We start from the raw sequence: 26,977 nt of genomic DNA on the forward strand, positions 1-26,977 counted from the left end.
TCTCCGGCGGGACGCGACCCTTTCGAAGACTGGAGAAGCCGCATGGCCAAGACGATGAAAGCCGCCGTAGTCCGCGAATTCGGCAAGCCGCTGACGATCGACGAAGTGCCGGTGCCGCAAGCCGGCCCGGGACAGATTCAGGTGCGGGTCCACGCCTCCGGCGTCTGCCACACCGACCTTCACGCCGCCGATGGCGACTGGCCGGTGAAGCCGAACCCGCCCTTCATCCCTGGGCATGAGGGCGTCGGTTTCGTGAGCCAGGTGGGCGCGGGCGTGAAGCATGTGAAGGAAGGCGACCGCGTCGGCGTGCCGTGGCTCTACACCGCCTGCGGCCATTGCGTGCATTGCCTCGGCGGCTGGGAAACGCTCTGCGAGGAGCAGTTGAACACCGGCTATTCGATCAACGGCGGCTTCGCCGATTATGTGGTGGCGGATCCGAATTTCGTCGGCCATCTGCCCGACAATATCAGCTTCACGGAAATCGCGCCCGTGCTGTGCGCCGGGGTCACGGTCTATAAAGGCCTGAAGATGACCGACACCAAGCCCGGCGATTTCGTGGCGATCAGCGGCATCGGCGGCCTTGGCCATATGGCCGTGCAATATGCGAAGGCGATGGGCCTGAACGTCGCCGCCATCGACGTGGACGACGCCAAGCTGGACCTCGCCCGCCGGCTGGGCGCCACCGTCACCGTCAACGCCCGCAACGAGGACCCGGCGACCGTCATCAAGCGCGAGACTGGCGGCGGCGTGAACGGTGTGCTGGTGACCGCCGTCAGCGAAAAGGCGTTCGAGCAGGCGATCGGCGTGACGGCGCGCGGCGGCACGGTGGCGCTGAACGGCCTGCCGCCCGGCGATTTCCCGCTGAACATCTTCGGTCTGGTGCTGAACGGCATCACCGTGCGCGGCTCCATCGTCGGCACCCGCCTCGACCTGCAGGAATCGCTGGACTTCGCCGCCGACGGCAAGGTGAAGGCGACCGTCTCCAGCGCGAAGCTGGAGGACATCAACGACGTCCTCGCGCGGATGAAAAAGGGTCAGATCGAGGGCCGGATCGTCCTCGACCTGGCGAACTGAGGCAAGGGCATGACGGCCGGGGAGGAGACGGGCGTGCCGCGCGTTGTCGCCACCCCGGCCGCCTTGCAATTGCTTGCGGAAATCCGCGCCGACCATGGGCCGGTGATGTTCCACCAGTCGGGTGGGTGCTGCGACGGCTCCTCGCCCATGTGCTACCCGGCCGGCGAATTCCGGATCGGCGAGAGCGACATCCTGCTGGGCGAGGTGGACGGCGTTCCGGTCTATATCGGCAAGGCGCAGGGCGAAGCCTGGGCGCACACCCAGCTGATCCTGGACGTGGTGCCCGGGCGCGGCGGCATGTTCAGCCTGGACAATGGGCGGGAGAAGCGATTCCTGACGCGCGGGCGGGTGTTCAGCGAAAGCGAGCTGGCCGCGCTCGGACCCCAGCCTTGAAACCGGCGGATCTGCGCATCAAGCGGATTTACGCTAGCCCCGGCGCCGAAGATGGCCAGCGCGTTCTGGTGGACCGCCTCTGGCCGCGCGGCGTCAGCAAGGCGAAAGCCGAACTGACGCTGTGGCTGAAGGAAATCGCCCCTTCCCCGGACCTGCGCAAATGGTTCGAGCATCAGCCCGACCGCTTCGCGGCCTTCAGCGCGGACTATCGTGCGGAACTGGCCGCCAACCCTGAAGCCGTTGCCAGGCTGCGCGCCTTGATCGACCGTGGGCCGGTCACCCTGCTCTATGCGGCGCGCGATCCCCAATGCAACCACGCGCTGGTGCTGCAAGCCTATATGCGGGAAACATCGTAACGGCTTCTTCGCCGCCGCACGCTTGCAGGCGCAACATGCGCCGTGTCCTCAATTCCCGATCAGCTTTCCGCTGTCCACAGGCCGAGCAGCCTTTCCAGAAGCTCGCGGTCCAGCTTGCGGCGTTCGGGAGCCTCGCTTTCGCTACCGCTGGCGATTGGCGGCTGGTTGGTGCGTGCCGCATAGCGCAGCGGCTCGGGCGGGGGCGGCTGCTCGATATCCAGGCCGTCGTGCAGCTTCATCCGCGGCGCGGGCGGCGGCATGATATCCCGGTCGGGATCGTGGAACGGATTGGAGTCATGCTGCGCAGCAAAAGACGGGTCCGACAGATAGTCCGGCTTGCGGGCGATGACGGGCGGGCGGCCGCCGATCTGCAGCGCCATCTCATAGGGGTTCAGCGCCAGTATCCGGTCGGCGCTGGTGCGCACGAAGCTTTCGAACGCCCCCCGTTCGTGCGAGGGCAGATGCGCGTGCGGGTCGATCGCCACCAGCTCCGCCATGCCATCGGCCGCCAGCCGGTTCTGCGCGCCGAAGCATTGCAGCACGGCGCAATTGTTGACGATGGTCGGCCAGTCGTCCGGGTAGAGGCGCTTCAACTGGCTGGCGTCCTGCCAGAAGCTCCAGGTCTGCACGCCGTAGCCGCGCAGCAAGGTGACCGCCTGGCGCAACTCCGCCAGCGGCCCGAGTTGCGCCGCCTCGTCCAGCAGGAACAGCGTCGACTTCTTCGGGCGCCCCCGGCGGCGGGTGAGGAGGAACACCAGCGACGTCACCCAAAGGCGCAGTAAGCGCCCATGGCTTTCCAGATGGTGCGGCGGCACCACCAGATAGAGGGAAAGCGGGTCGCCGCGCGTGATCGCGGAGAGGTCGAAGCTCGTCCGGCCGACGGCCGCCGCCACCTGCGGGCCGCGCAGGAAGCCGACGCCGTTTTCCGTCATCGACAGGATCGATCCAAGCCCCTCGCGCGCGCCGCTTTGCAGCAGAGACATCGCCTCCCGCGCCACGGGGTGGGGCGAAAGGCCGATCTCGGCGATCTGCCGCGCTGCTTCCGGGCTGGGATCGCCTTCGCGGGCGGCGCCAGCCAATTGCGTGAGGGTGGCGCGGATGGAATCGAAGGTGCGCCGCGCCGGATCGGAATTGGCGCACACATGCAGCATGAGGCTCGTCAACAGGAAGGTGGCGCGCTGATACCAATAGCTGTTCTGCGGGTTGGACTGGCTGTAATCGGCAAGGCTCGTCGCGAAGCGGGTGGCGAGATCGACCGATTCCACACTGGCGGCGTCGATCACGTCCAGCGGGTTGAAAGCGTCGGAGGGGTGGCCGGTGATTCCGAACGGATCCAGCAGCACCACCTTCTGCCCCATTTCGCGGCGGCGCCGGGCGGTCACCGCGAAATTCTCGCCCTTCGGGTCGATCACGATCACCGGCCCGTCGTGGCGCAGCAAAGCGGGGATGATGCAGCATCGCCCCTTGCCCTGCCCCGTCGGCGCGATGGTGATGAGATGCCCCTCGCCTGAAAGCAGGATCGGATCCAGGAAGCCATTGGAAGGCGACAATTCCGGCGAGCCGAAGCTGAAGCCCAACGGCGGGCGGGCCGCCTCCACCGCCAGAGACCAGCCGACCAGAAGGCCGGGGCCTTCGATCCGTTCCGGCAGCCGCAGCGAGCGTGTCTGCTTTTCGTTGAAGTCCCGGCTTCCGGCCATGGTCAGTCAACCTCCGGGCAGATCGGCAGGCCACGGCAGAAATGCTCGAAGGAATCCGGGCCGCAGACCAGTTCGGTTTCCAGCGGCTGGTCGTCGACCATTTCGATCAGGCCCTGATGCTGCAGGTTGAAATCCGCGCTGAACAGATTGCGGCCATAGCGCACCGTGCCCCTTACCCGCCACTGCCCGCCATCGGCCTCTATGCCAGAGGGCGTCAGCGATGCGGCAAGGGATTGCGTCTCCCCCAGATTATAGGGGGCCAGATCCTCGATCGCCTCGACGAGCTGGAACCGCCCTTCCTCCCCATGCACGACGTTGCAGAAGAAACGCGCATAATCCAGCGCGGCTTCCGCGCTGTCGAGCGAAAGGGAAAGCTCCTCGTTCAGGTCGTGGATCGGCGCGGAGGTGCCATCCAGCAGCGTCACGCCATCTTCCCCGAAAAGGAAGGCGGCCGCCGCCGGCTTGCCGAACAGCGTCACCTCCTGCTCGCACAGCAGATGCCGGGGGTAACAGGCCAGCGGCATCGCGAACAGGCCCTCCAGCTGGAATTCCTGCCGCTTGAAGCGGCGCAGGAAGGAAAGGCCCAGGGTGTCGGCGAAGCGCTGGGTTACCTGCGCGCCATCCTCCCCCTCGATCCGCTTCCAGTTCCCGTGCATCAGGCGAGCCAAAGCCCGATCCGTCATCGACAACCTCCCGCATGCCTGTCTGCGATGCGGGCGAATCCCCCTGTCCGATCATCTTGCCCCATGGTGCGACGCTAGGCGGCATCAACGGGGCGGGCAAGACGGTCCATGCAAGATGCCGGCCTTAAATCGCCGCCATATTGAGAGCGATCAGCAAGGCAGTGGCCAGGCAGAGCAGTTGCCAGAAGCATCGTTCGCCACGGCTCGCCTGCCGCGCGCGCTTCGCGAGCCGGCAGCGTTCCCGCTCGGCCGAGACGAGCCTGTGGCTGGCCCACACGCTTTCGGCCCAACGCCCGAACTGCCGCCTGCCTTTCAGGAGCCCCTGGAAGGCGATGCCAGCCATCTGCCTAGCGCGCGCCTTGCGCCGGGCCGGCTGCGGGCTGCGGCAGGCGCTCGCGCTCGAATGCCATCGTCGGCATGCGGGCATCCAGCGCCCGCACCACATCGGTGGTCAGGTCGTTGGCCATGTTGCCGCCCAGCACCGCCGCCCGGTCCAGAAGCAGGCCGCATTTCTTCTGGCCATAGGCGTCGGCGATCAGCGGCTGCGCCGCATCGGCCAGCTTGCGCATCGCCGCGGCGCGGGTCGCCTCGATCTCGCGGCCGCCATGCGCCGCATCCCGTTGCAGCGCCTGCCAGCGTTCGGCGACCTGCGTCCGCCGCTGGCGGACCTGCGGGCTGTCAGGCTGCCCTTCGAGCGCCTTGGCTTCGGTTTCAAGCGGCGCGCGCCGGCCGTCTATTTCCGCCTGCGCCGCCTGCGCCAGTTGCTGCAGCCGGGCGGTCGCGGCCTTTCCGGCGGCAGCGTTGGCGAACACCGCTTCGCGCGAAAGAAGGCATATTCCCGGAACCGCCTGCCCCCCCAAAGGGGCGGCTTGTTGCGCCAACACCGGCGAAACCACTGCCGGAAGCGCCAGCGCAACAAGGATCGCCGGCACCAGGCGCAGCGATTTCGGAAAAGTATCAGAGCGCATCAGGATTTTCCCCCGCGTCGGCCTTGCGGTCTTCCCGCGCCATCAGGTCGGCGAAGCGCTCCAGCGACGCGAAATGAAAGTGCAGAAGGGCAAGCCAGCCCTTGTGGTGCCACTCCAGCACCGCATCGTCGGGCAGCGCCTCGAAGCGGACCCGATCGACCACGCGGAAGCCCGACAGGCGCATCTTCCGGCCGGAAGGAAGCTCGGCATCGGCCTGCTGCTCCACCAGCAGTTCGCGCGCGGCCAGCGCCTCGGCGAAAGCCCGGGTCTGCAGATGCGCGCCATGGAAATCGCGGCAGAAACCCAGCATGCCTTCCACCTGGGCGGAAGGCTTGCCGTTCACGAACAGCGGATTGCCTTCCGCCTCGCTCAGTTGCTCGGCGGCGCGGTCGATCGCCAGCAGGAAGCTGTCGTCCGCCCGGTCGACGAAGATGAAGGGGTAGCGGCGCACATAGGCGGGCACATACACCCCCTCTGCCCACGCGCCGGCTTCGACGAAGCGGTTGCCGCTCTCCAGCCCCAGCAGCGCGACGGGGAAACCGTCGCTGGCGGCGAAGACGATCGGATAGTGGCGCATCGCCGAGGCGAACTCGACTATGGCAAGCGGAACGGCGTTGGTTTCGGCGGCAAAGCCATGGTTGCCGGCGCCAAGCTTCAGATTGGCATGCCGTTCGGGCGAAAGCACTTCAGGCCTGGAATAGAAAAGCGGCCTGGCCGCTTCAGCGCTGGTCTGCATCTGGCACCTGTCTGGAACTGGAAAGGAAAGAGCCTCATTTCCACGACCGGCTGCCATGGGGTTCGGGGGCAGCCGGTCGTGGAGCGGGCCTGGCCGGGCCTCAGCGGCTCGGCGGGCAACGGTTGGTTTCGGTCTCGACGCATTCCTCGACACCGAAGCTGACGACCGAGCCGGTGAGGATCGTCTGGCGCACGGTGCGCAGTTTCTCCACCTCGGCCGCCATGTCGAAGGCGCGGTTCATCGCTTCATCTTCGGCCGCCCGCGCGAAATTCTCCAGATTGAGCGGCCCGACGGCGCCTTCCTCGGTGGAAAGGTCGATGTTGGTCTCCCCGCCCACCGTGATGTTGTCGAGGCCGCGGATCTCGATCGCGCCGACGAACAGGTCGCGGGAGGCGCGGATGCCCGCGTCGCCGGCGTTGACGATGCCGTTGAAGGCATAGAGATCGACGTCGCCGCCCTGCTTGCCGTCCACCTGGTCCAGCGTCGCGATGCCGGCGCCGTTGGGCAGGCCGGAAAGCTGCACGCGGGTCTGGCCCCAGCCGTCCACCGGGAACACCACCGGCGGCACGCTCAGCGAGGATTTGCGCCCGCGCCCGGCGTCGATATTGCCGTAGGACGACCAGATCAGGATGTCGCCATCGTCCGCCGTCATTGTCCGGCTCTGGTTCACGATATAGTCGCCGTAGGTGATGGCGTTCACCCCGCCGCCGCGCTGGGTGACGATCCCGGCGGTTGCCGGCTGGGTGTTCGCCACCGCGAGGCTGGCGAGCTGGATATTGCCGCCCGGCACCACCAGATCGATGTCCCCGCCGTTTTCGGCGCGGATCTGGCTATGGCGCATGCCAAGGTCGCCGGTCCAGCGATGTTCGCCTGCGGCGAGTTCCTCACCCGGCTTGCGCTGCGCGCCGGGGAACAGGCGGCCGATGGCGTCGTAGCCGCGTGTCGGGTCGCCGAAGCGCTCCTGACGGCCATCCGTCTCGGCGGAACGGCCCACCGCTTCCCGGCCCGCCGTCTTCAGTTCGGCGTTCAGGATGCGGATCGCGAGCGGCCTTTGCAGCGCTGGGTCGAGCGCCTTGAAGGCCGTCAGCGCCTCGGCATATTCCGCCGGATCGATCACCGCCGCCAGCGCGCCGCGGGTGATGGGCCGGCTGCCGCTTACTTCGTCCGGCGCTTCGGTTTCGATCAGATCCTGGCCGCGCAGCGAGCGCATGTAGTTCACCAGTTCGATCGCATAGATGGTGGCTTCGGTCTTGCCGTCCTTCAGCACCACAGGCGTGGAAACGGTGAGGCCTTCGCGTTCGCCTTCCACGAAATATTGCCGCAGCCATTTCGGCGCGTCGGCCAGATTCTCCGGGTCGAGATAATGGTCGAAGAAGCTCTGATATTCCGGCGTCTGGTCGATCCCGGCCAGCGTGGTGATGCCGCCGCCGTTCAGCGGCACCGCATCGGCGAAGCTGCTGCGAGCTTCGATGGCGCGGATGCCGGCGCCGGCGGTGTTCCCCATCCAGATTTCATCCGCGGCCTGCACCCACAGGCGACCAGGCCCGTAGAAGCGGACATTGGGCATGTAGATGGAGCCGTTCACTTCGATCGACGACAGGTCGGCCCCGTCGTGGTGGATGAAGGTGATCGGCCCCATGCGGAAATCGGTGCCCGCCTTCAGCCGGGTTTCATGGCCGAAGTAGAAGTTGCCGCCGTTGGCGATGGCCGCTTCGGGGTTCTGCCAGACATATTGGGTGCCCCGGCCGCGAAGCTCGCCCTTCGCCGCATAGATGCGGCTGTAGCTGGCGGAACCGCTGTGGACGTTGCCGCCACCGATTCCATAGCCCGGCCCGGCTTGCTGGAAGTTGCTGTAGCTGCCGCTGTCTCCGATGATGCTGAAGTGGTTGCCGATGCCGCCCGGGTTCGTCACCCGGCCGACCCATTCGGGATCGTACCAGCCGATGATGAGGTCGGCGTTGTTGTAGGTGCCGCCGCTGCCGTAGAACTGGATGTCCTGCATCGCCAGCAGGTCGAGCCGGGTGTCGGGCCAGGAGTCCACGATGAGGCCGGTCACGGCCTGCTCGGCACGGCCGACGTTGATCGAGCCGGCGGTGGCGATGAACGCGGTTTTGCTGGGCAGTATCTTCCCGGCATATTGATCGCCACCGACGTAGGTGATGTCCCCGCCGAGCGACGTGACATTGACCATGGTGTCGGCCGTGTAGCCGAGCCACAGCGGCGTCACCAGGCCACCCGTCGTCGAAGTGATGCCGCGCAGCAGGATGTCGCCGCCGGCCTGCAGGCTCAGCGCCGCATCGTCCAGCACAAGCGTCAGATATTGCGTATTGCCGTTCTGCCAGGCGGCGAAGCCTTCGCCCGGCCAGCTGCTGCTGCCAATTGCGCGAACGGTCGTGACCTGCTCCGTCTGCCGCGCGCTGCCGGCCACGGTGATGGCGCCCTTCCCTTGCGAGACCTGGATCACGCCGCCCAGCAGATCGCCGCCGACGCGCATCGTCAGATCCCCGCCGCCGGTAACGTGCAGCGTCTTGGCTTCGCCCGCCTCCCGGCCGCCGGACACGCGGACGGTGGAGGGCAGCACCACCTGAAGGTTGTCGACATCGCCGCCGGTGACGATGTCGATATCGCCGCCGCCCAGCGTGCCCAGACCATGCCGGAAATTGTCCGGCAGCAGCGAAAGCGAAGTCTGCTGACCCTCGCTGAAGGGGGCATCCGGATCGCGGCTCGTGCTGTAAACGGCGCTGGTCGGCACATTGCCCAGGGCGGTCAACCAGTAGTTATTGTGCAGGATGGAGCCGGCGCCGCTGATTCCGCCGCCGACATTGACGGAGATATCGCCGCCCTTCTCGGCGTAGAGCGGGTTGATGAACCGGTTCCATGTGCCGCCCGACTGGCTGCTGCGGAGGTTGCTGTCGGCAAAGTCGGCAATTTCCGCCGCTTCGACGCCGATGGTGTAGATGGCGCCATAGCTCTGGTCGATCAGGCGATAGACCGGGACGCCTTCCCAGGTTTCGTCCATGTAGAAAGTATCGGCGTCATTGAACACGCGCCCGTCCGCCAGGATCAGCCTCGCGGTGTTGTTGCCGTTGAGATGGTTGTTGATCTCGACTTCGCCGAGACCCGGAACCGAGAAAGCGAGGCGGGTGACGTTCGACAGGCTGTCGCCCACCCCCGGGATGATTCCGCCGTCGCTGGCCACCAGCCCCGGCACGGAGGCCGCATCGGTGCGCGGCACGCGGATTTCCAGTTCGCTTCCCGTGCGGGTCTTGCCGGAAATGACCAGCTGGCCGGGGAACAATGTTTCCGTCGCCAGCGTCACATCCGCCGTCAGCACCGTGTCGGCTGCCAGCACCGTGCCGTTGAGATCGGTGCCGGCGGGAACCGAAGTGCCCTTGCGCAGCACCGTCCCGGCGGGCAGGCGCGGATAATAGGTGACGGTCACGGGCTGGCCGTCCGCGCCGATCTTGTTGGTCGTCCAGGTGGTCGGCTTCATCACCGTGCCATCGGTGATGACGGTGCCGGCCGGCACGGTGATCTTCGTGCCGTTGCCGCCGGGGTCGCCGGCGTTGCTGCTGAACTGATAGGTGATCAGCGACACATTCTCATAAGCAAGGTCGCCGCTGGCGGCCAGCCGGATATCCCCCGTGCCGGTGCGGACCAGGCCGCCCACTTCGATGTCGCCGCCACTTCCGGCTTTTACCGACAGCACATTGGTCTGCGCGAAGTCCGCGCCGGCCACCAGATTGTAGCTCCACGACTGGTCGTTGGTCAGGTCCTTTTCCGGCAGGCCGGTGATGGGCTGCTCGCTATTCCACCCGTTCGGCGGGATCACCTGATCCGGTGTCGCCGTCGCGCTGACGAAACCGTCGGACAGGTTGGCGTTGATGCGGAGGTCGCCGCCGGCGCGCAGCGTCAGCACGCCCGGCTGACCGTCGTAGCGCGCGTCCTTCAGGTTCCAGTGGTGCACCAGATCCAGATTGCCGTCCGAGCGAAGCTCGATGCCCGGCACGATGTGGAAATTCGCCTTGCCCGTCTGGCCGAGGCGAGCGCGTATGCCGGCCGAATTGGCGGCCATGAAGGCCGCCGCGTCGCCCATCACCTGATTTTGCAGCGCCGTGTCGATCTCGGCCAGATGGCCGTTCGCGGCGTCGCCATCGGCGTCACCCAGATCATAGACGCGGAACGCTTCCAGCCGCGTATCGCCGCCGGTGACGTTCGCCGCCCAGCCGGAAACGCCCACATCATTGCCCAGTTGCGGCGCGCGCAGCCGCACTTCGCCGCCTTCGCCCGTGCCGCTGCCCGAAACGTCGAAGCTGGCCGCGCCGACATTGATGGTGCCGCCCGTCGCCACTTGCAGGTCGACCGAGCCGCCCCGCTGGTTCGCGCCCTTGGCGTTCACGTCGAGCCTTGCGCCCGCCTGCACCGTCAGGTCTCCGCCGGAGGCGAGCAGGATCGAGCCGCCCTTGGCGCTGTCGCTGCCGATAACCGCATCGGAGGCCACGGTGATGTCGCCGTTGCCGGTGACGATCCTGAGCGCATCCACCCTTGTGGTGCCGTTCAGAAGCACGTCGCCGTCCAGAATGGCGAAATCGCGGCTGCGCGAGATTCCCCAGCCGTTCAGCAGGGCGTTCAGGCCGCCGAAATCGCTCAGCGAGGAAACCGTCAGGCCGAAAGCGCCGCCGGCATGGCCGGACGCCACATTGGCCCGCAGGGTGCCGCCCATCGTGGCCACCCCGCGACCGGCCGAAAGCACCAGCGCGCCGGCGTCGCCCCCGGCGCTTCCGCCCGAGATATCGACCAGCGAGCCTTGCGCCAGCCGCACATCGCCGGCAACCGAAGTCAGTTGCACGCCGCCAGCCGGAAGGAAGCCGTTCACTTCGAAGAAGGACACGTCCGACCCCGACACATCCAGCAGGCCGCCCGTGCCCAGCAGCACGTCGCCGCTTTCAGCGGTGGCGCGGATCGTGCCCGATCCGGCACGCACGGCAGTGGAGATTTCCACCTCGCTGCCGATGAAGTCGAGCAACGCCCCGGCCGAGGCGAGCGACTGAAGCTGCCCTGGCGTGGCCTGCGCCAGCAGCTTCACGGCGCCCGCCGCCTTCACTTCGTGGCTGGCGCCGCTACTGGCCGTCACTTCGGTCGCGCGCACCGTCAGCGCGCCGGCGAAGCTGTTGTCGCCCGCGCCGTCGAAGATCAGCCGCTGCCTCGCGTCCACCGTCGTCGCGCCATAGCCGAAGTCGAGATCGCCCGCGCCGACCAGCACATTGTCGGCGGAGAAGGCGAGGCTGCCGCCGCCGACCCCACCCGCGGCGATGGCGCCAGCGTCGGAATTGCGCAGCTCGATCGTTCCGCCGCCGATGCTGACATCGCCCGCCGTGCGCGCCGCGAAGGCCGCGCCGTCGAACGTCACCGCGCCGGAGAGGTTCAGCGCCACATCGCCATAGAAGTCGAAGGTGGAGTAGCTCTTGAGCGTCAGCCTGCTGGCATTGCCCAGGGCCGCCAGCGTGCTGCCGGAAGCGACGAAGCCGCCGGTGTCGGCCGGAGCCGCGCCGAAGCTGACGAGACCGGAAGCGGCGGTGATCGCGCCCGCCCGGATGGTCGCGCCTTCCTGCACCGAAGTGTTGCGGGTGGCGTCGAGGATGATGGAATCCGTCGCTTCCAGCGTCGCGCCGGCCTTCACCATCACATCGCCATAGTCGTTCTGCGCCTGGCTGCGCGACACGCTGATGTCGCCCAGGTTGGAAACACGCAGGAACGCGCCCCGGTCTTCGGGCGGGCGGTTGTTGGCGGCGTTGCTGACGATGTAGGCGGGCAGGCTGGGGGCGATGATGAGGTTGGCGGCGTCCGTGCCGTCGCCCACCGCGCGCACCACCGCGCCGCCGTCCACCGTCACGCTTTCATTGGCGGCGAACAGCAGTTCGGTGCCGGTCAGCGGGTTGGCCGAATTGGTGCGGATCACCACATTTTCCGCGCCTACGCTCTTGGCCGGATCGCGCACTTCCGTCTGCGACGTGCGCGTCGTCTGGCCGACGACGATTTCGAGGCCTCCCGCCCCCTGGCGGCGAATCCCGCCGATCAGCAGGCTTTCGGCGATGTTCGAGATCTTGTTGGGGTCCAGCACCAGATAACCGTCGAGGTCGCTCACATCCGTGCCCGGCGCGGCGATGACGATATTGTCCGAGGTGATGTCCACCACCCCGCCGCGCGCATCCTTGATGCTGGCGAGGCCGGCGGCGCGGATTTCGCCATCGAGGTTCAGGCTCTGGTTGGCGGCGAGCGTCAGGAAACCGCCGTCGATCGGCAGGCGCGGATCGTCGTTGTAAACCCCGCCCGAACGCTTGAGGCCGGTCAGGAAGCGCTCGCTGGAGAAGAAGTTGTTGCCATAGGTCTCGAAGAATTCCGAACGCTTGCGCACGTCGGTGCCGCGCTCCAGCCGGAAGGTGGAGGAGACCTGGTCGGCGATGCTGGTGCCGGTGATGCCGCGATGGCCCAGCACGGCGAAGCTGTCGTCGCCCATCTTGCGGGCTTCCAGCGAGCCGGGCACGCCTTCATTCGCCAAGGAGATGAGATAACCGCCCGGAGTCAGCGCATATTCGGCCGGCAGCAGCGTGTACCAGCCGGCGGCATTGCCGTCGAACGCCCCCAGCCATACCGCCTCGCCGATTCCGACTGTGCCGTAGCGCGGGTCGATGGGGGCGATCACCTTGTCCCCATAGGCGGGCACGATCGCATACATGCCCTCGCCGTTCAGCACATTGGTCTGCCCCAGCGGGCCGGGGACGAATTCCAGCCCCAGCACGTCGCCGCTGCCGGAGACGTCGATGATGGCGCCGCTCTTCACGTCGATCACGTCGCCGGTCAGCGACACGCGCTTTTCCGGCGGCGTCGTCAGTTCCGGCGCGCCCGGCACGCCGAGCGGAGCATACCAGCTCTGGCCGTCGAAGGTGTAGCCGTAGAGGATCACATTGCCGTCGGCACCCGTCGAGGTGACGCTGCCCGCCAGCAGTTCCACCCGCCCGGGGGTATAGACGCCCTCGCCGTCCGTCGTGCCGACAGCCTCCAGGCGGATTTCGCCGAAGGGCGCGCGCAGCGTTCCGGCCTGCTGGATCAGCGGCGCCACGATCTGCAGTTCACCGCCGGCGGACAGCGGCGCATCGCGCCGGCCCGTCTGCTCCACACGCACGCTGCTGCCGGATTCGAAGCGCAGGATGCTGTCGGTCGTCGGATAGATCTGCGCGGCGCGCAGCACCACGTCTCCGCTCGCGTAGAGTCCGGGGATGCTTTCGGCCGGGATGTTCGCCTGCGCCGCCAGTCCGGCGCTGCGCATGTCGCCCTGCGCCTCGACCACCACCTTCCTGAAGCCGCCGACGCTGAAGCGGTTCTGGAACTGCACCGTCTCCCCGGAAATGGTGAGGGTGCCGGCGGTCGCTGGCGCCACGATGCTATTCTGCTGCCCGGACAGATAGATGTCGCGCGACGAGAATTTCATATCGACCGTGGCGTCGATCGTGCCGCTGATGTTCAGCACACGCTTGCTGGAGATTTCCAGCGCTTGCGCGGCCTGGATTTTCCCGCCGATGCTGACAGTGTCGAACGCTTTCACGCTGTCCAGAAACGGCTTGCCGAAAGTGGTGTTCGAGCCGGGCCGAAGCTGGTTCAGATTGTCGAGATTATAAGACATCAGCGCTGCCATGACGAAGCGCATGGAATTGTTGAACTTGGTTTGATCTTGAATCACATAGCCCGCCGGCGCGGCGAAGTTCTGCGCGAACGCGCCACCGCCACCCTCGCCTTGAGGCACCCCTGTCATCGCCGCGTCGAGCATCAGCCCGCCATTCACATCCTGACCGGGGCCAGTCATAAACGGCAGCAGAGCCTGGCGCATGAAATCCTTGAACTGCTCGGCGTCGGTGATGGCGATATCCTCGATATCGTCCACCGTGATGCCCATCTGGCCAGCTTGCCATTCGTTATACTGAAGAGCTTCGCTAATACTTGTCGGACGGTCCCAGACGCCATCCCAATCCTCGTCATTCCACCAGATGCTGCCGGAAAGATTGTTCAACAGTCTTTCGACCCCGTCCGGGCGGGACGTGTCGGGCAGCAGCAGCTTGCCGTTCATACCGCCTGTGAACGAAACGCTCCCGGCGCGGTTATAATCCGTGCCGCCATTGCCGCGCAGCGTGCCCAGGATATAGCCGCCCTTCGCATCGATGCTGATCGAGCCGCCATTGGAGCCGATGCTGTCGTTCACCTTGACCGAAGCGTAGCGACCCGGCTTCAACACCGCGAGCAGGCCCGTGGTGCCGGAAACGTCCAGAACGGCGCCCGCATCCAGCAGCAGATAGCCGGCGTTGATGTCGATGCTGCCGCCATCCAGAATCCGGCCATTGTACCAGAAGCCGCGGCCGTCGGCGCCACCCGGCACCTTCACCGTCTGCGCGATGCCGCTGGCGTCGACCAGCGCGCCGGTGTTGATATTGATACTGGCACTGCCGCCACCGCCAAGGCCGATCTTGCCGCCATGGGCGCGCACCGTGCCGTCGATGGTGATGTCGCTGCCGTTCAGGGTCAGCGTGCCAAGCGCATCCACTTCCAGCAGCGCATTCTTGTCCACCTTGATCGTATCGCCGATCAGGTTCAGCGTCGCGCCGGAGCGCTGCTGATCCGGCAACAGGGTCAAGGTGCTGAAGTCGCGCAGGTTGCTGCCCGTCTTCACGTCTATGGCGCGGCCGTTCAGCAGCAGGTTGCGGGCGCGGAACTGCACATTGGCGCCGTCGATGAAGTGGAAAGACCCGGCCTGCAGATCGAGGCTGCCTACCCCCATGTCCTGCAACAGGCTGTCGTCCAGATATTCGGCGTCGTCCGGCGCATCGCCCGGGATCAGCCCGCCGTTCGGGCCGATCACCAGCGCGCCGGAAGCGAGCAGGCTAAGCCGGCCGCCGCCATCGAGGCCGGCGACATTGATGTCGGCATAGTCCAGAATCTCGCCGATGCTGTGGCTGAGACTGAGGCTCACGTCACCGCCCTTGCCGCCGATCAGCTCGAAATTGCCTTCCCGGACCCGGCTGGTGATGCCGGGGCCCTGGGTAACTTCGGCTGCGCTCAGGCGCCGGTACCAGCCGCCGCCGCCGGCATCGAGCGTGATCGGCGCCGTCAGCGTTCCCGCCAGCAGGATGGAACCGCCGTCGAACCAGCCGCGAACCGTGTCGGCCGACGCATCGACATCGTTCACCCAGGGCGCCGCCACCGACAGCAGGATGTTCCGGCCGAACTCGCCGGCCATATTGATGCTGCCCGAAGGCGCGACCACCGAGACATCGTCGCCGATGGTCGTCACGCCCTTTTCGGCCTGGAAGCTGAAGCTTCCGCCCGGCAGCAGGCCGATCTTCGCGCCGGGCAGGATCGCGCGCGTCTGATGGCCTGAGCCATAAACCAGGCTGACGTCGCCCATGCCGCTGAAGAAATCGGCGGTGACGAACTGGATGAAGCGCGGCTGGTCGCCTTCATATTCGGCCCAGTCCTGCCCGATCAGCGACGGGTCCAGCAGCATGGTCTCGCTGACATCGAACGGCGAATTGCCGCCTTCCGACTGCGACCAGAGCGTGCCCGTGAAGGCATTGCGATCATTCATGACGAAAGCGTGGGTGGACGACCAGGGGGCATATTCCGGCCCGCCGCGGTGCAGGTCGGCCTCGCCCGGCGTCGGCATCTTCACCGTCTTCACATCGGCGGCGGCGATCGCCCCCACCGGCACCTTGGGCGCCTTCACCTGCCCCGCGGCGGCCAGCAACTGCTGCTCGCCGACGATCACATCGCCCTTCAGCTTGCCGAACAGCCGCGAACTGGGGGCGAGCAGCTGCACGGAGCCGGCGTTCGCGCCCTCCATATAGCCTTCCACCGTGCGGCTGGCGTCGTACATGCCGACATATTGCCGGTTGGGGTCGGCGTCGGCGATGTTGTGGAAGCGGCCCTGCGCGTCCTGCAGGCGCGTGGTCTTGATCTCGCCGGCGGTCCATTTGGTGCTGCCGCCGGACACGTCGATCACCGCGCCATTCTCGACGATGGCATAGTTGGTGGCGCGGATCTGCACCGTGCCGCCTTCGGTGGACATCTGCTGCGCCGTGCGCTGCTCGCCGGCGAGCGCGCCCGTCCAGTCGACGATGGTCGCCCCTTCGCGGGCGTCCACGAACACCTTCTTGCCTTGCAGCAGCCCGTCGCGCTGCTTGGGTGATGCGGAAAGTTCGTTCGAGCGCACTTCCACTTCGAAGCTGTTCTCGGACACGCTCCGCTCGACATCCTTCAGGCCGGAGACGTCGATCCGCGCGCCCTCGCGCATGGTGAAGCTGCCGTCTTCGCCTTTGCTGTCGTTGCTCTGCTCGCCTTCGCCGCCCGGAGTGGCGGCGCCCTTCGCGCCGGCCCCGGATTTGCTGGCATGGATCACCACTTCGCCGCTGCGGGACACCACGCTGGAATTGCGTTCCAGCACGATATCCTTGCCGGCGATCAGGATCTTGCCCTTGGTGAAGGTGTCCGCCGCAAGACCCGTCAGGTCAGAGAGGTCGGGCGTGATCTGCGTCAGGCTGCCTTCGCCCAGACGCACCTTGCCGGCCGCATAGTTGGCGCCAAGGGAGTAGGCGCTCACGTTGAAGCCGTGGGTGGCCTGCAGCACGATGGCGCCGTTGCGCTGCCGCACGCCATTGGTCACCAGGATGCTGCCGAGCTGGTCGACATTGGCGCCGCTCAGCGAAACGCTGCCGCGATCGGCTAGGATCTCACCGGTGTTGGTGACCAGCATGTTGATCTCGTCGGCGCGGGCGATGTAGCGCTGGTCCCAGTAAAGCGAATTCTGCCAGTTGTAGCTGACGCCGGCCAGGTTTGCATAACCATCGTCCGTGCCGGCGGCGCCGACGGTGACGGCAAGGCCGCCGCGCACGGCGTTGGGCATGTTGCCCCAGCCCGGATCGGTGGCCAGCCTGATCTGCTCGCCGGCCGCCATCAGCACCTGGCCGTCGTGCGCGACCAGCTTGCCGTGGTTCGTCACCTTGGGGCCGAACAGCATGATCTTGCCGGGGCTGGCGCTGTCGTCGCTGGCCGCGGTCAGCGTCGCGCCCTTCTGCACGGTGATCCCGACGTTGGTGATGTAATTGTCCCACTTCTGGCGCTGGGCGGCCATGATGGTGGAATATTGGTCGATATAGTCCGCCTTCAGCTTCGCCTTGATCGCCGAAAGCAGTTCCGCGGGCAGCGCGTCGCGCGGGGCGTTGGAGCTGCCGAAATTCAGGATGTTGTTCGCGGTCAGGCCGTTGACGAAGGCGGCATAATTGGCGTCGCCCGGCTTGGGCAAATCCATATAGTCGCCGAGCTTGATGCCGGCGGTCACTTGATCCAGCACCGCCTCCAGCCCGTTATGCCCCCAGCCATAGCCGTTCTGCAGCCAGTTCTCGCGGTTGTCGTTGCCAAATTTGGTGAACAGATATTGTCCGCCACCCTGCGCCGAATCCAGGCGGTAGCCTTGCAGCGAATCGTTGATCGTGTTGCCGTTGCCGTCCTTGAAGCCGGTTTCCTGCATCATCGCCATGCGGATGATGGCCAGCGCCAATATGTCGAGCTGGGAAATGTCCTCGCCGCGCCATTGCACCGGCAGCACGTCCATCAGCGTGTTCGGGTCCAGCCCTTCGACCGGCTTCGCGACCGCGCCGACGTTATAGAAGGCCGAGCCGCCGCCGCCCGCATAGAGGCGGCTGTGCGGGCTGGAGCGGATCACGCCGCGCTCGCCGCCGGAGCCGGCCATCAGGCCATCGTAGAGCTGCTCTTCGCGGATCGTCAGGGTGGAGGCGAGGATGGTGTGGACGTTGACCTGCGCCCCATCCTTGAAGACGATGCCGTTGCTGTTCGTCAGCCACACCTGCCCCTTGGCGGTGATCTTCCCCGCGATCTCGCTGGGCTTGGAATCGAAGATGCGGTTGAGGGCGATCCAGTCCGCTCCCCCCTGCTTGAAATGCACTTCCTCGCCCTTGGCCACGTCGAAGCGCGACCAGTCCAGCAGCGCTCGCTTCTGCTCCTGCTCGATGGTCATCACCAGGCCGTTGTTGGTCTGGGCGACAGTCGGCAGCTTCGCGCCCGACCAGCGGCCGCCTTGCAGAACCTGGGTGCCTGGAAGCGTGCCGGCCGTCTGCGCGACGGCCGGCATGGCGGCCAGCACGAACACCGAAAGGAAGCTGGCCGAAGCGGCAAGGGCGGCACGGCTCAGGCCATACTTGCGGCGGGGGGCGGGGGCGGCGAGGATGGTGTCCTTCAGGCTTTCCGTCTGCGGTATGGGGATACCGGCGTAGCGGCGGTCGGCCGAGACATCATATTCCGTGNCTCGCGGCGGGCGGCGGCGCCGCATCTCGCGCCGGATAGAAGCCGAGGGCGGCGACCTGGTCGCTGAACTCCTGCAGCTTGTTCTCCAGCTTCACGCGATAGAGCTGCGTCAGCGGCTCTTTCGAAGCGGCCTTGCCGCCCAGCTTCATCTTCTCATAGTCGGCGATGATCGCATGGCCGAGATCGCGAAGCTCGCGGTTCCTGTCCGCCGCGACCTGCAGCGCCTTGCGGGCGCTTTCCAGTTCGCGGCTGGCCTGCTCGGCGGCGGCGACCTTTTCCTCCATGGCGCGAAGCTGGGCGTTGAGGTCGCGCACCTGGTCGTTGCGCTGCTTCAGCGTGGCGATCAGCTGCTCGGCCTGCTCCTTCACGATGCATTGCTGCGCCAGGGCCGGCTGGGCGGCCAGAAGCCCGAACGCAAGGGCGATGAATGTTTTCTTCATGGCCTGCCCTCCTCAGAAGCGCGCGTTGAGGTCGAACATGACCGTGTCGGTGTCGATCGGCGGCGCGACGAGGTTCGTCGCCGGATCCTTCAGATTGATGGTGCGGGCTGAATACCAGGAGCCGCGCATCCACAGATTCTTCGCCAGGCCATAGCTGCCCTGCACCACGAAGCCCTTCTGGTCGGTGCCGCCCAGGCCGAAATCGCTGTCGGCGAAGAGGTCGAGCGTGGAATCCGCTTCCAGGCGGCGGTAGCCGGCGTTGAAGTTCCAGGCATTGGCTTCCGTCACCTTCGCATGGCCGATGCTGCCGCGCAGATACCAGCCCATGTCGCCGCTGGAGTTCGGCACCTGCCGCTCGGTGAGCGCCCGCCTCGAGAAGCCGAAATTCTTGATGATCTCGAAATTGACCGCGCCGACCAGCGTCGGGTTCAGGTCGAACTCGGCTTCAGCGTTCAAGGCGCCCACGCGGAACTTGGAAGCCAGGCCGAACAGAACCGTGTTGACGATTCCGGGATCGTTGCGAAGGTTGAACACCGAGTTGCCGAACTGCACGCGGCTAGCGGCCGTGTGATCATGGTCGCGGGTGCCCGGCGTGTTGAACTGGCCCTGCACATTGGCGAAGTCGAAATAACCGGCCGAGATGTTGAAGCGGAAACCTTCGAGCGGCGCGCCGCCGATTCCGAGCTGGGCGGCATAGAGATATTTGTCGCTGTTGCTGAAGTCCCACTCTTCCATCGGGAACACGCCCGCCGTCAGGCGCACATGCGGGGCGGAAGCGCTGTCGCCCAACTTCGTGTCGAGCGTGGCGGCGAAGCCTTCGAACTGGATATCCTCGTCGAAGATCAGCTCCGTGGTGCGGAAGGGATTATCGAACTTGCCGAAGACAAGGTTGCTTTGCGCGAAATCGCCTTCGGACGCGAAGGGGCGGACGCGGATATAGGCGCGATCGAGGCCGACCGTCAGCTTGTGGAAATTGTCCGACATGGTGATGTTGGCGGAAACCGGATCGTTGAGGTTGCCGGTCGCCAGACGGAAGCCGACATCAACCTTGTCCGACAGCCTGGCCTCGAAGCCGAGGCGGGCGCGGATACGGGCACGGAAGCGGTTTTCGGTGGTTTCGCGCAGCGGCAGGACGTCATCCACATAATAGCCGCCGTCCGCGTTGATGGCGTTGATGTCGTAGATCAGCGGAGTGTTGGCCTTGCCGAAGGCGATATGCTCGGCGCGCACGCGCACATCGCCATGGATGTCCAGCTTGCCGACCCAGTCCGGCAGGGCGCCGGGCTGCGCCCAGCCTTCGGACTTGGCGGTGGCCAGCACATCGGCCTTCACTTCCTCGCGAATCTGGTCGCGCACGGCTTCCGGCACATAAGGGGCGCGAACCGTGCCTTCGGCCGCTTCGGTGCGGCGGCGGGCTTCCGCCAGCACGCCATCGGCATCGCCGCGCGACAGCACGCCCTTTTCCACCAGGATGTTCAGAATGTCCCGGGTGGAAGGATCGCTCTGCGCGAAGGCGCCCGTGGGAATGGAGGCAAGCACCATGGCCGCAGCCGCGCTCAGCAGCGGATGGGCGGATGGATATCGGCCGGAGCACTTCGTGGGCATTGTCGTTATTCCCTGTTTCCTGGCAGGCCTGAGTTCACGCCTGATTGAGTTGGAGTGTGATCTGGTTCGGCATTCCCGCCGGCGGCGGCGTGTCGACCCGGTTGAGGCTGCGCAACGTGCGCAAGAGCTTCTCCTCCAGCGCCGGCGGCTGGACGTTGGAAAGGCCGAGGATTTCCAGCCCGCCATCGCCCGACACCCGGACATTCACCCGGAATTCGAACTGGGCCTGGGCCAGGTCCGCCTCACGGCGGAGGTGGCGCATGATGGCGCGCTGGATCAGCTCGGCGTAGGCGCGCGAGGCGCTGCTGCCGCCACCCCTGCTGGTGCCGCCGATCAGCGACCCCTTGCCGGTGCCGCCCTGGCCGCGCGCGCCGCCGGTGAAGGCGCCGGTGTCGCCCACCGGATCCTGCATCAGGCTGGTGAGGTCTCCGGCCGGCGGATTGGTGGTGGCCGGGTCGGGCGGTGTCAGCGGATCGCGCTGCACGGTTTCCGCCTGCACGGTCACCTTCTCCACCTCTTTGGGCTGCACGATCTCGGGCGGCGGCGGAGGCGGCGGGGGCGGCACGGCGAGGTCGAACATCTCGACCTCCTCGTTGCGCACCCGCTCTTCGACGCGGTCCATGCTGAGGATCCACCAGCCGCCGGCGAGGAGCAGCAGGGCCAGCAGCGCCGGTCCGGCCGCCCTGCGCAGAGCGGGCGGGATTTTGCTGGGGGAAGTGGCGGTCATCACCGGTCCGGCCAGCCGCTCAGCTTGCCGGCTTTTCGGCCGGCAGGCCGATCTTGGTGATGCCGACGCCCTTCAGCACGTCGAGAATCTCGACGACCTTGCCATAGGCGGCCTTGGTGTCGCCGCGGATGACGACCGGCACGTCCGGATCCTCGGCGAAGCGCTGGCGCATTTCCGCTTCCAGTTCGGGCGTCGTCGTCGGCGCGCCGTTCAGATAGACCTCGCCGCCGGCGCTGATGCTGATCGCCTGCGTCTGCGAGGCTTCCAGCGTCTTGCGGTTGGACGCCTGCGGCAGATCCAGCTCGATTCCGGCCACCTGCGCCGTCGCCATCAGGATGAAGATGACGATCAGCACATAGGCGAGGTCGAGCATGGGGACGACGTTGATCTCGTCGTAGATCGCGTCTTCGTCTTGTACCTTGGCCATGGATCAGGCCTCCTCAGGCGCCATATTCTTCGGCGATCCGCGCGACGAGCGTGTCGGCGAACGAGCGATTGGCGGCGTTGATGCGCTTGATCCGGGTGAGGATCAGGTTGTAGGCGAAGAGCGCCGGGATCGCGACCAGCAGGCCGGCCGCAGTCGCCAGAAGGGCGGCCGCCACACCCGGCGCAATCGCGTTCACGTTCACATTGCCCTGCGCCGCGATCGCCGCGAAGGTGATCATCACCCCTACCACGGTTCCCAGCAGGCCCAGGAACGGGCCGCCGGCGATCGACAGCGTCAGGATCACCAGCTTGTCCGAGAGGCTGTAGGCCTGGTTCGAAGTCACGGAGTCGATCCGCGCCTTCAGCGCCTCGATCCCGGAGGAAGTGAAGCGGGCGCGGCCATCGGCGGAGCGCTTGGTGACTTCCTGCAGGCCGGCGGCATAAAGCTGCGACAGCGTCGAATCCGGGTTCCGGCGGGCTTCCTCGCCCAGCTTGCCGCTGTCGAGATTGGCTTCGCCGTTATAGACCCCCTCGAAGCTGCGGTTGGCCTTTTCGATCCGCTTCAGCAGGCCGAACTTCTGCACCATCACCGCGATCGCCAGCGCCAGCAGGATGGCGCAGAGCCCGATCACCAGCCAGCCTTCGATCGTGACATTCTTGACGACGGTGACGAAGTAGGAAAGCTCGAAATGGCCCTTCTTCTGCTGCTCGGCGCCGAAGGTGACGAGGCCGCGGCCGTTCTCCGAATTGGCGACCGCCTGCACGTAGCCGGGGCTGCGGGCGGCGGCGGAGAAGCGGATATTGTCGATCTGGCCGGTGAAGCCCTGGCCGACGGCGATGTCGCCCTGCTGCGCCGGCAGCGGCGCGGAAGCCTGGCCGGCCGGCTTGCCGTTCACGAACAGCGTCGCCTTGCCGTCTTCGCCGGCGACCAGCGCGACATGGTTCCAGCTTCCGGCCGTCAGCGCCGCATTGGAGGCGATGGGCACGCCGCCGACACTGGCGGAAGGGGTAAGCCCGGCCAGCGCGATGGAGAAGGAGCCGGGCCGATCGACGATGCTGCCGTTCGACGGGCCTTCCGGCTTCACCCAGGCCATCCAGGTGAAGGGCCGTCCGGCGATATTCAGACTGGAGGAGCCCGTGACGCGGAAGACCTCCGAACCCGAGAAGCGCGCGGACTGGCCGGCGAAGCCCGGCGCAGTCGGCACGGTCGTCACCTGGTTGTTGTTGCGGGTGCGGTCCTTGGGGGCCGCGCCCGAAAAGTCGACCGCCAGCACGTCGGAAGCGTCGAACACGCTCGACGGATTGGCCGTCGAAGGCACGTCCCCGCCATAATAGAGCTGGTAGGTGGCGGAAGCGGCGGGATCGAAGTTCACGCCCTTCACCCAGATGGTGGCGAGGCCGGCCTCAGGGTCGAAATTCTCGACATAATGGTCGACACGCTCGCCGTTCGGCCCGGCGACGCGCAGGTCGGAGCCGTCGGGCTTCACATCATTGAAGGCAAAGGTCTGCGTCGAAAGCCGCAGCATGAAGGGGAAGACGGCCGTCTTCGCATCCAGCCCGGCGCCGCCGGCGCCCGGCTTCACGACGATCTCCTTGCGGACCGCGAGCTTGTCGTCGAGCCAGGCAGCATCTTCATTTTCGGCAAGGGCAGGGCCGGAAAGGGCCAGCCAACCGAGGGCGGCGATCGCCGCGCCGGAAATCAGCTTTTTCATTCTATTTCCTCAGTATTTCACGCCAACTTTGAAATGCACGCGCATGCCGGCCAGGTCGTCCGGCCCCTTTTCCCCCGAAGAGGAGGGGTCGTCGTTCAGCCGGTAGGCAAGGTCGACCTGCCCGTAGAGATTCTTGAAGATGTCGATCGAGCTGGTGATCCCGATCCCGCCCAGCCAGAATTTGGCCTTTTCTTCCGGCAGCGGATTCTCGATCCAGGCGTGCCCGCCTTCCACGAAGGCGGCGACCCGCCAGTCCACCTTGCCCGCCGCGTCGACGGGAATCCTGTAGCCCAGCTCGAGCGAGAGGCGGGCGCCGCTGTCGCCGAGCGTCTCGGCCTCGCGGTAGCCGCGAATGCTGCCGGCGCCGCCGAGCACGAACTGCTCGTTGGAAATGAGCGGGGTCGGGGAAAGCTGCCAGTTCAGCGCCGCCTTCAGGTCGACCGCTTCCGACAGCTTGCGGTTGTAGGCGCCGCTGCCATGGAAATAGATGAAGCTCGCTTCCGCCCCGTCGCGCTTGCCGACCACCGCTTCATTGACGCCGGGCGTCAGCGGATTGTCGGGCCTGCCGCCGAATTCCTCCTGGCGGCCGACCAGCCCGTCGAAGGCGAAGGTGGCGCCGATGCTGAATTCGCCGTTCGACCTGGTGTTGCCGCCCAGCCAGCGATACTGCGCGGTGAACGGCAGGTAGCGCACCGGGGTGTCGAAGGTCATTTCCTCGCCCGTTTCCGGGTCGGTCAGGCCGATCTGGTCGAGATAATCCTTATAGTCGACACCGAACAGCAGCGACTGCACCGTGCCCGCCGGCGAATTGCCGATGCTGTGCATCACCCGGCCGCCGATCGTCAGACCATTGCCGAGCACGGTGAGGCCGCCGACCGTCGCCACGTCGGTGTTGGAATTGACGACATAGGCGAGCAGGCTGGTGCGGCTGTAGCCGATGGGCGCGTAATAGGAGCCGGAGAAGACCTGGATCTGGTCGAAGTCCTGCGGCGCGGTCTGGAAGAAGATGTTGGCGCTGTGGCCCGCCTGCCAGAGATTGTCGTAATTCGCCGACAGGTTCATCCGCAGCCGCTCGGTCGAGCGGTTATACTGGTCGTTCAGCTCGGCGCTCAAACCCCAGGGTTTCTTGTCGTCCACCGCCAGATCGACATCGACGGTGCCCGGCGCGGCGCCGGCCTTGAACTCGGGTGTGATCGTGCGGGTGGTGCGGGCGTTGGCGGTGGAAAGCTCCTGCTGCAGCAGCGGCACATTGGGAACCGTGCCGGGCTTCAGGCTGGGGATCGCCGCCTTCACCTCGCTGGGGCGGACGAAGTCGGCGCCGGTCACGCGCACCTGGCCCACGCGCCCTTCCGTGACCAGCAGTTCCAGGATACCGCCGGCCACATCCTGTTGCGGAATTTCGACGACGACGGTTGCATAGCCGCGGTCGCGATAGGCCTTTTCCAGCTCGGCCCGCGCGACCTCCACATCCGGCACACTCTTCTGGTAGCCGGCATGCGGCATCAGCACGCGCTGGATCTCCGCCGGCTTCAGCACCGTGTTGCCGCGCACCACATATTCCATGACGTCGAAGCGGAACTCCGCCTCCGGCGCCGAAGCGTCCGCCGCCTGCTCGGCCATTGCCGGCTGCGCCGCGCCCACCAGCGCGAACCCGGCGACTCCTGTCAGCGTCGCAAGCGCGCCCCGCCGAACCCGATGCAGCCGCCCACCTGTCATTGGTAGAACCATCACTATTGCGCCCGCTCCCAAGAGGATTTGCGAAATCAACGCCCCCGATTCGGAGCCGATTTGCAGCGCAATATTGGCCTATTGTTTCACCAGAAATACTATACCCAAAGCATAGATATTCAGCATTTCACCAATACAAACGAGTTTATCCGACACATATTCATGTGCCGGATGAAAGTAATTTAAATATACGCAAACAATAACTTCGGGCATTCAGCCCATATTTCGCGCCTCTGGCTCCTGGGATGCGCCCGAGGACTTTCTACGCAACCGCACATCCGGCGCCACCGCGCCGGTATCCATGACCGCGAAGCGCGCGATGGCTTCCGCGCGGCTGCGGACGTTCAGCTTCTCCCGGATGCCCCGGAAGTGGAATTTCACCGTCTGCTCCACCACCGACAATTGCCGGGCTATGGCGGTCGTGGTGAAGCCCTGGGCCGCCAGTTCCAGTATCTCCATCTCGCGCGCGGTCAGCTTCTCCCGCTCCCGCACCAGGGAGAGGCGCTCGATCGTGCGGACCGCGAGGACGGAAAGGATGAGGAAATCCTCGCGAAGCCCGTCCCACCGCCGCAGCATGTCGGCGGCGCGGCCCGACAGGGTGGCGATCGCCACCCTTCCGCCCCGCCCCCAGACGGCAACCGTGATCCCCGCTTCCATCGACAGATCCTGCAGGCCGCGCATCAAGTCGCGTGCCGCCGGAGTCCGGGGGCCCGGCCATTGCTGCGTCGTCCAAAGGAACGGGTCCAGCGAGCGACGGGCATAGCGGTGGACGGGATCGTGATCGCCGAAGCCCAGGCTGTCCAGCCGCGCCAGCAGCGCAATGCCATGGGTGGACCAGCGCGTGCCGCCAGAGCGGGCCGACTGGCCATGCCCTTCTATCTGCAACGTCAGATCGGAGCGGCCATCGTCGCAAAGGCAGGCCGCGAGCATGTGGAATGCCTCATGCGGCGACTGGGCGAGAGCCAGATCGGCCTGCAGACCGGACGCCCTTTCCCATTCAGATGCTGCACTGCTGGACGACATTGCGACCCCCTTTGTCTGTAAGACGAAACCGGGGTCTGAAACGCGAAAAATAAGTGCGCGACTTTTCGTTGGATGCCTCCGCTCAGCCGCGCAGCACCGCTATCCCGCCGGGCAGGCGCGACACCTTCATATCCAGCGAGCGGGCGATATGCTCGACGGCGAGATCGGCCCGGTCCAGATGGATGACGCCGCTGATCGGTACCTCGGCCTGCCGGCCCGTCAGATAGACATGCCCGGGGCGGTAGCGGTTCAGTTCCGCCACCACTTCGCCCGCCGGCCGATCCTTGAAGACCAGCAGGTCGCGCTGCCAGGCGAGTTCGCTGGCCTGCACCTGCTGCGGTTCCGGCGTCTCGACGCCCTTGCGGAAATCGAGGCGGCTTCCCGTCCGCAGATGGTGGGTCGCTTCCCCCGAACGCACGCGCAGTTCGCCGTCCAGGCAGCTGATGCGCGCGCCTGTCTTGTCCAGCCGGAGAAGGAAACGCGCCTTTCGGGCCTGCACCTCGACATTGCCGGCATGGGTCAGCAGCAATTGGCCGTCCCGGCAGTCGGCGTTCACGACGACTTCGCCGCGGTCCAGCTCCACGCGCGGCTGCACGGCATCCGCCCAATAGCTGATGCGGGAATCCGTGTTCAGCTCGACGCCGATTCTGTCCCCCAGCCGCAGGGCCTGCCGTTCGCCCTTGCGGGTTTCATAGACGCGCGCATTGGCTGGGCTGGAATTGCCGCCGACCAGCAGCACCGCAACCGATGCCGCGGCAAGGCCGGCGCCGCCGCCCAGCAGCGCCCGGCGCGACAGGCCCGATTGCCTGGCGACCATGGGTTGCGCCGTATCTGCGCCCAGCGCCGGCCCCAGATTCTCCCACAGATGGAGGGCGCGGCGGAACGACTGCTCATTCTCCGCGTCCCGGGCACGCCAACTGGCGAGATCGTCGAGTTCGCCCACGGTCGCCTCGCCCGATTTCAGGCGCACAAGCCAGGCACGGGCCGTCACATCGGCGTCCGTCCAGTTTGAGAGGCTGTTGTCTTCGAGTTTCATGAAATGG

Annotated in this window: 16 protein-coding genes; 3 read left to right on the forward strand and 13 right to left on the reverse strand. The window is 66.3% G+C overall.

What is annotated here, in order from left to right; all coding sequences use genetic code 11:
• Window positions 1-42 precede the first annotated feature (42 nt).
• From adhP to L6Q21_RS00315, 3 genes are read left to right on the forward strand one after another with little or no spacing between them, the layout of a single operon-like run.
• Window positions 43-1,074, forward strand: coding sequence for an alcohol dehydrogenase AdhP (gene adhP, locus L6Q21_RS00305; protein ID WP_237828368.1), 1,032 nt, complete (start codon window positions 43-45; stop codon window positions 1,072-1,074).
• A 9-nt stretch (window positions 1,075-1,083) separates the two neighbouring features.
• The gene (locus L6Q21_RS00310; protein ID WP_237828370.1) at window positions 1,084-1,467 is read left to right on the forward strand and encodes a DUF779 domain-containing protein; all 384 of its coding nucleotides are present in this window, start codon (window positions 1,084-1,086) and stop codon (window positions 1,465-1,467) included.
• Entirely contained in the window at window positions 1,464-1,823 is a 360-nt protein-coding gene (locus L6Q21_RS00315; protein WP_237828371.1) for a DUF488 domain-containing protein, read from the forward strand. The genes L6Q21_RS00310 and L6Q21_RS00315 overlap by 4 nt, the downstream gene beginning before the upstream one ends.
• A 59-nt stretch (window positions 1,824-1,882) precedes the next feature.
• Here the strand turns inward: L6Q21_RS00315 and L6Q21_RS00320 are convergent, their stop codons facing one another.
• The 13 genes from L6Q21_RS00320 to L6Q21_RS00385 form a co-directional block, all read right to left on the reverse strand.
• Entirely contained in the window at window positions 1,883-3,520 is a 1,638-nt protein-coding gene (locus L6Q21_RS00320; protein WP_237828373.1) for a type IV secretory system conjugative DNA transfer family protein, read from the reverse strand.
• A 2-nt stretch (window positions 3,521-3,522) separates the two neighbouring features.
• Window positions 3,523-4,203 carry a hypothetical protein gene (locus L6Q21_RS00325; RefSeq protein ID WP_237828374.1) on the reverse strand — a complete coding sequence of 227 codons (681 nt, stop codon included), beginning with the start codon at window positions 4,201-4,203 and terminating at the stop codon, window positions 3,523-3,525.
• 124 nt (window positions 4,204-4,327) lie between these two features.
• Complete coding sequence (locus L6Q21_RS00330; protein WP_237828376.1) at window positions 4,328-4,546, reverse strand: hypothetical protein; 219 nt, start codon at window positions 4,544-4,546, stop codon at window positions 4,328-4,330.
• Between the two features lie 4 nt (window positions 4,547-4,550).
• Window positions 4,551-5,171 carry an OmpH family outer membrane protein gene (locus L6Q21_RS00335; protein ID WP_237828381.1) on the reverse strand — a complete coding sequence of 207 codons (621 nt, stop codon included), beginning with the start codon at window positions 5,169-5,171 and terminating at the stop codon, window positions 4,551-4,553.
• A complete protein-coding gene (locus L6Q21_RS00340; protein WP_237828384.1) occupies window positions 5,161-5,907 on the reverse strand; it encodes a SapC family protein in 747 nt (248 codons plus the stop codon). The genes L6Q21_RS00335 and L6Q21_RS00340 overlap by 11 nt, the downstream gene beginning before the upstream one ends.
• Window positions 5,908-6,007: 100 nt before the next feature.
• Window positions 6,008-18,298 (reverse strand): filamentous haemagglutinin family protein, encoded by a 12,291-nt coding sequence (locus tag L6Q21_RS00345; RefSeq protein ID WP_418895786.1) that lies wholly within the window; start codon window positions 18,296-18,298, stop codon window positions 6,008-6,010.
• A gap of 427 nt (window positions 18,299-18,725) precedes the next feature.
• A complete protein-coding gene (locus L6Q21_RS00355) occupies window positions 18,726-20,318 on the reverse strand; it encodes a putative porin (RefSeq protein WP_237828385.1) in 1,593 nt (530 codons plus the stop codon).
• Between the two features lie 34 nt (window positions 20,319-20,352).
• Entirely contained in the window at window positions 20,353-21,045 is a 693-nt protein-coding gene (locus tag L6Q21_RS00360) for a hypothetical protein (protein ID WP_237828386.1), read from the reverse strand.
• A gap of 19 nt (window positions 21,046-21,064) precedes the next feature.
• The gene (locus L6Q21_RS00365) at window positions 21,065-21,472 is read right to left on the reverse strand and encodes an ExbD/TolR family protein (protein ID WP_237828387.1); all 408 of its coding nucleotides are present in this window, start codon (window positions 21,470-21,472) and stop codon (window positions 21,065-21,067) included.
• A 13-nt stretch (window positions 21,473-21,485) separates the two neighbouring features.
• A complete protein-coding gene (locus L6Q21_RS00370) occupies window positions 21,486-23,183 on the reverse strand; it encodes a DUF2341 domain-containing protein (RefSeq protein ID WP_237828390.1) in 1,698 nt (565 codons plus the stop codon).
• Window positions 23,184-23,192: 9 nt separating this feature from the next.
• Entirely contained in the window at window positions 23,193-24,911 is a 1,719-nt protein-coding gene (locus tag L6Q21_RS00375; protein ID WP_237828391.1) for a ShlB/FhaC/HecB family hemolysin secretion/activation protein, read from the reverse strand.
• 213 nt (window positions 24,912-25,124) lie between these two features.
• Entirely contained in the window at window positions 25,125-25,934 is an 810-nt protein-coding gene (locus tag L6Q21_RS00380) for a helix-turn-helix transcriptional regulator (RefSeq protein WP_237828393.1), read from the reverse strand.
• 82 nt (window positions 25,935-26,016) lie between these two features.
• Window positions 26,017-26,970 carry a FecR family protein gene (locus L6Q21_RS00385; protein ID WP_237828395.1) on the reverse strand — a complete coding sequence of 318 codons (954 nt, stop codon included), beginning with the start codon at window positions 26,968-26,970 and terminating at the stop codon, window positions 26,017-26,019.
• Window positions 26,971-26,977 lie beyond the last annotated feature (7 nt).

Source organism: Sandaracinobacteroides sayramensis (genome assembly GCF_022014495.1).
GTDB classification, from domain to species: Bacteria; Pseudomonadota; Alphaproteobacteria; order Sphingomonadales; family Sphingomonadaceae; genus Sandaracinobacteroides; species Sandaracinobacteroides sayramense.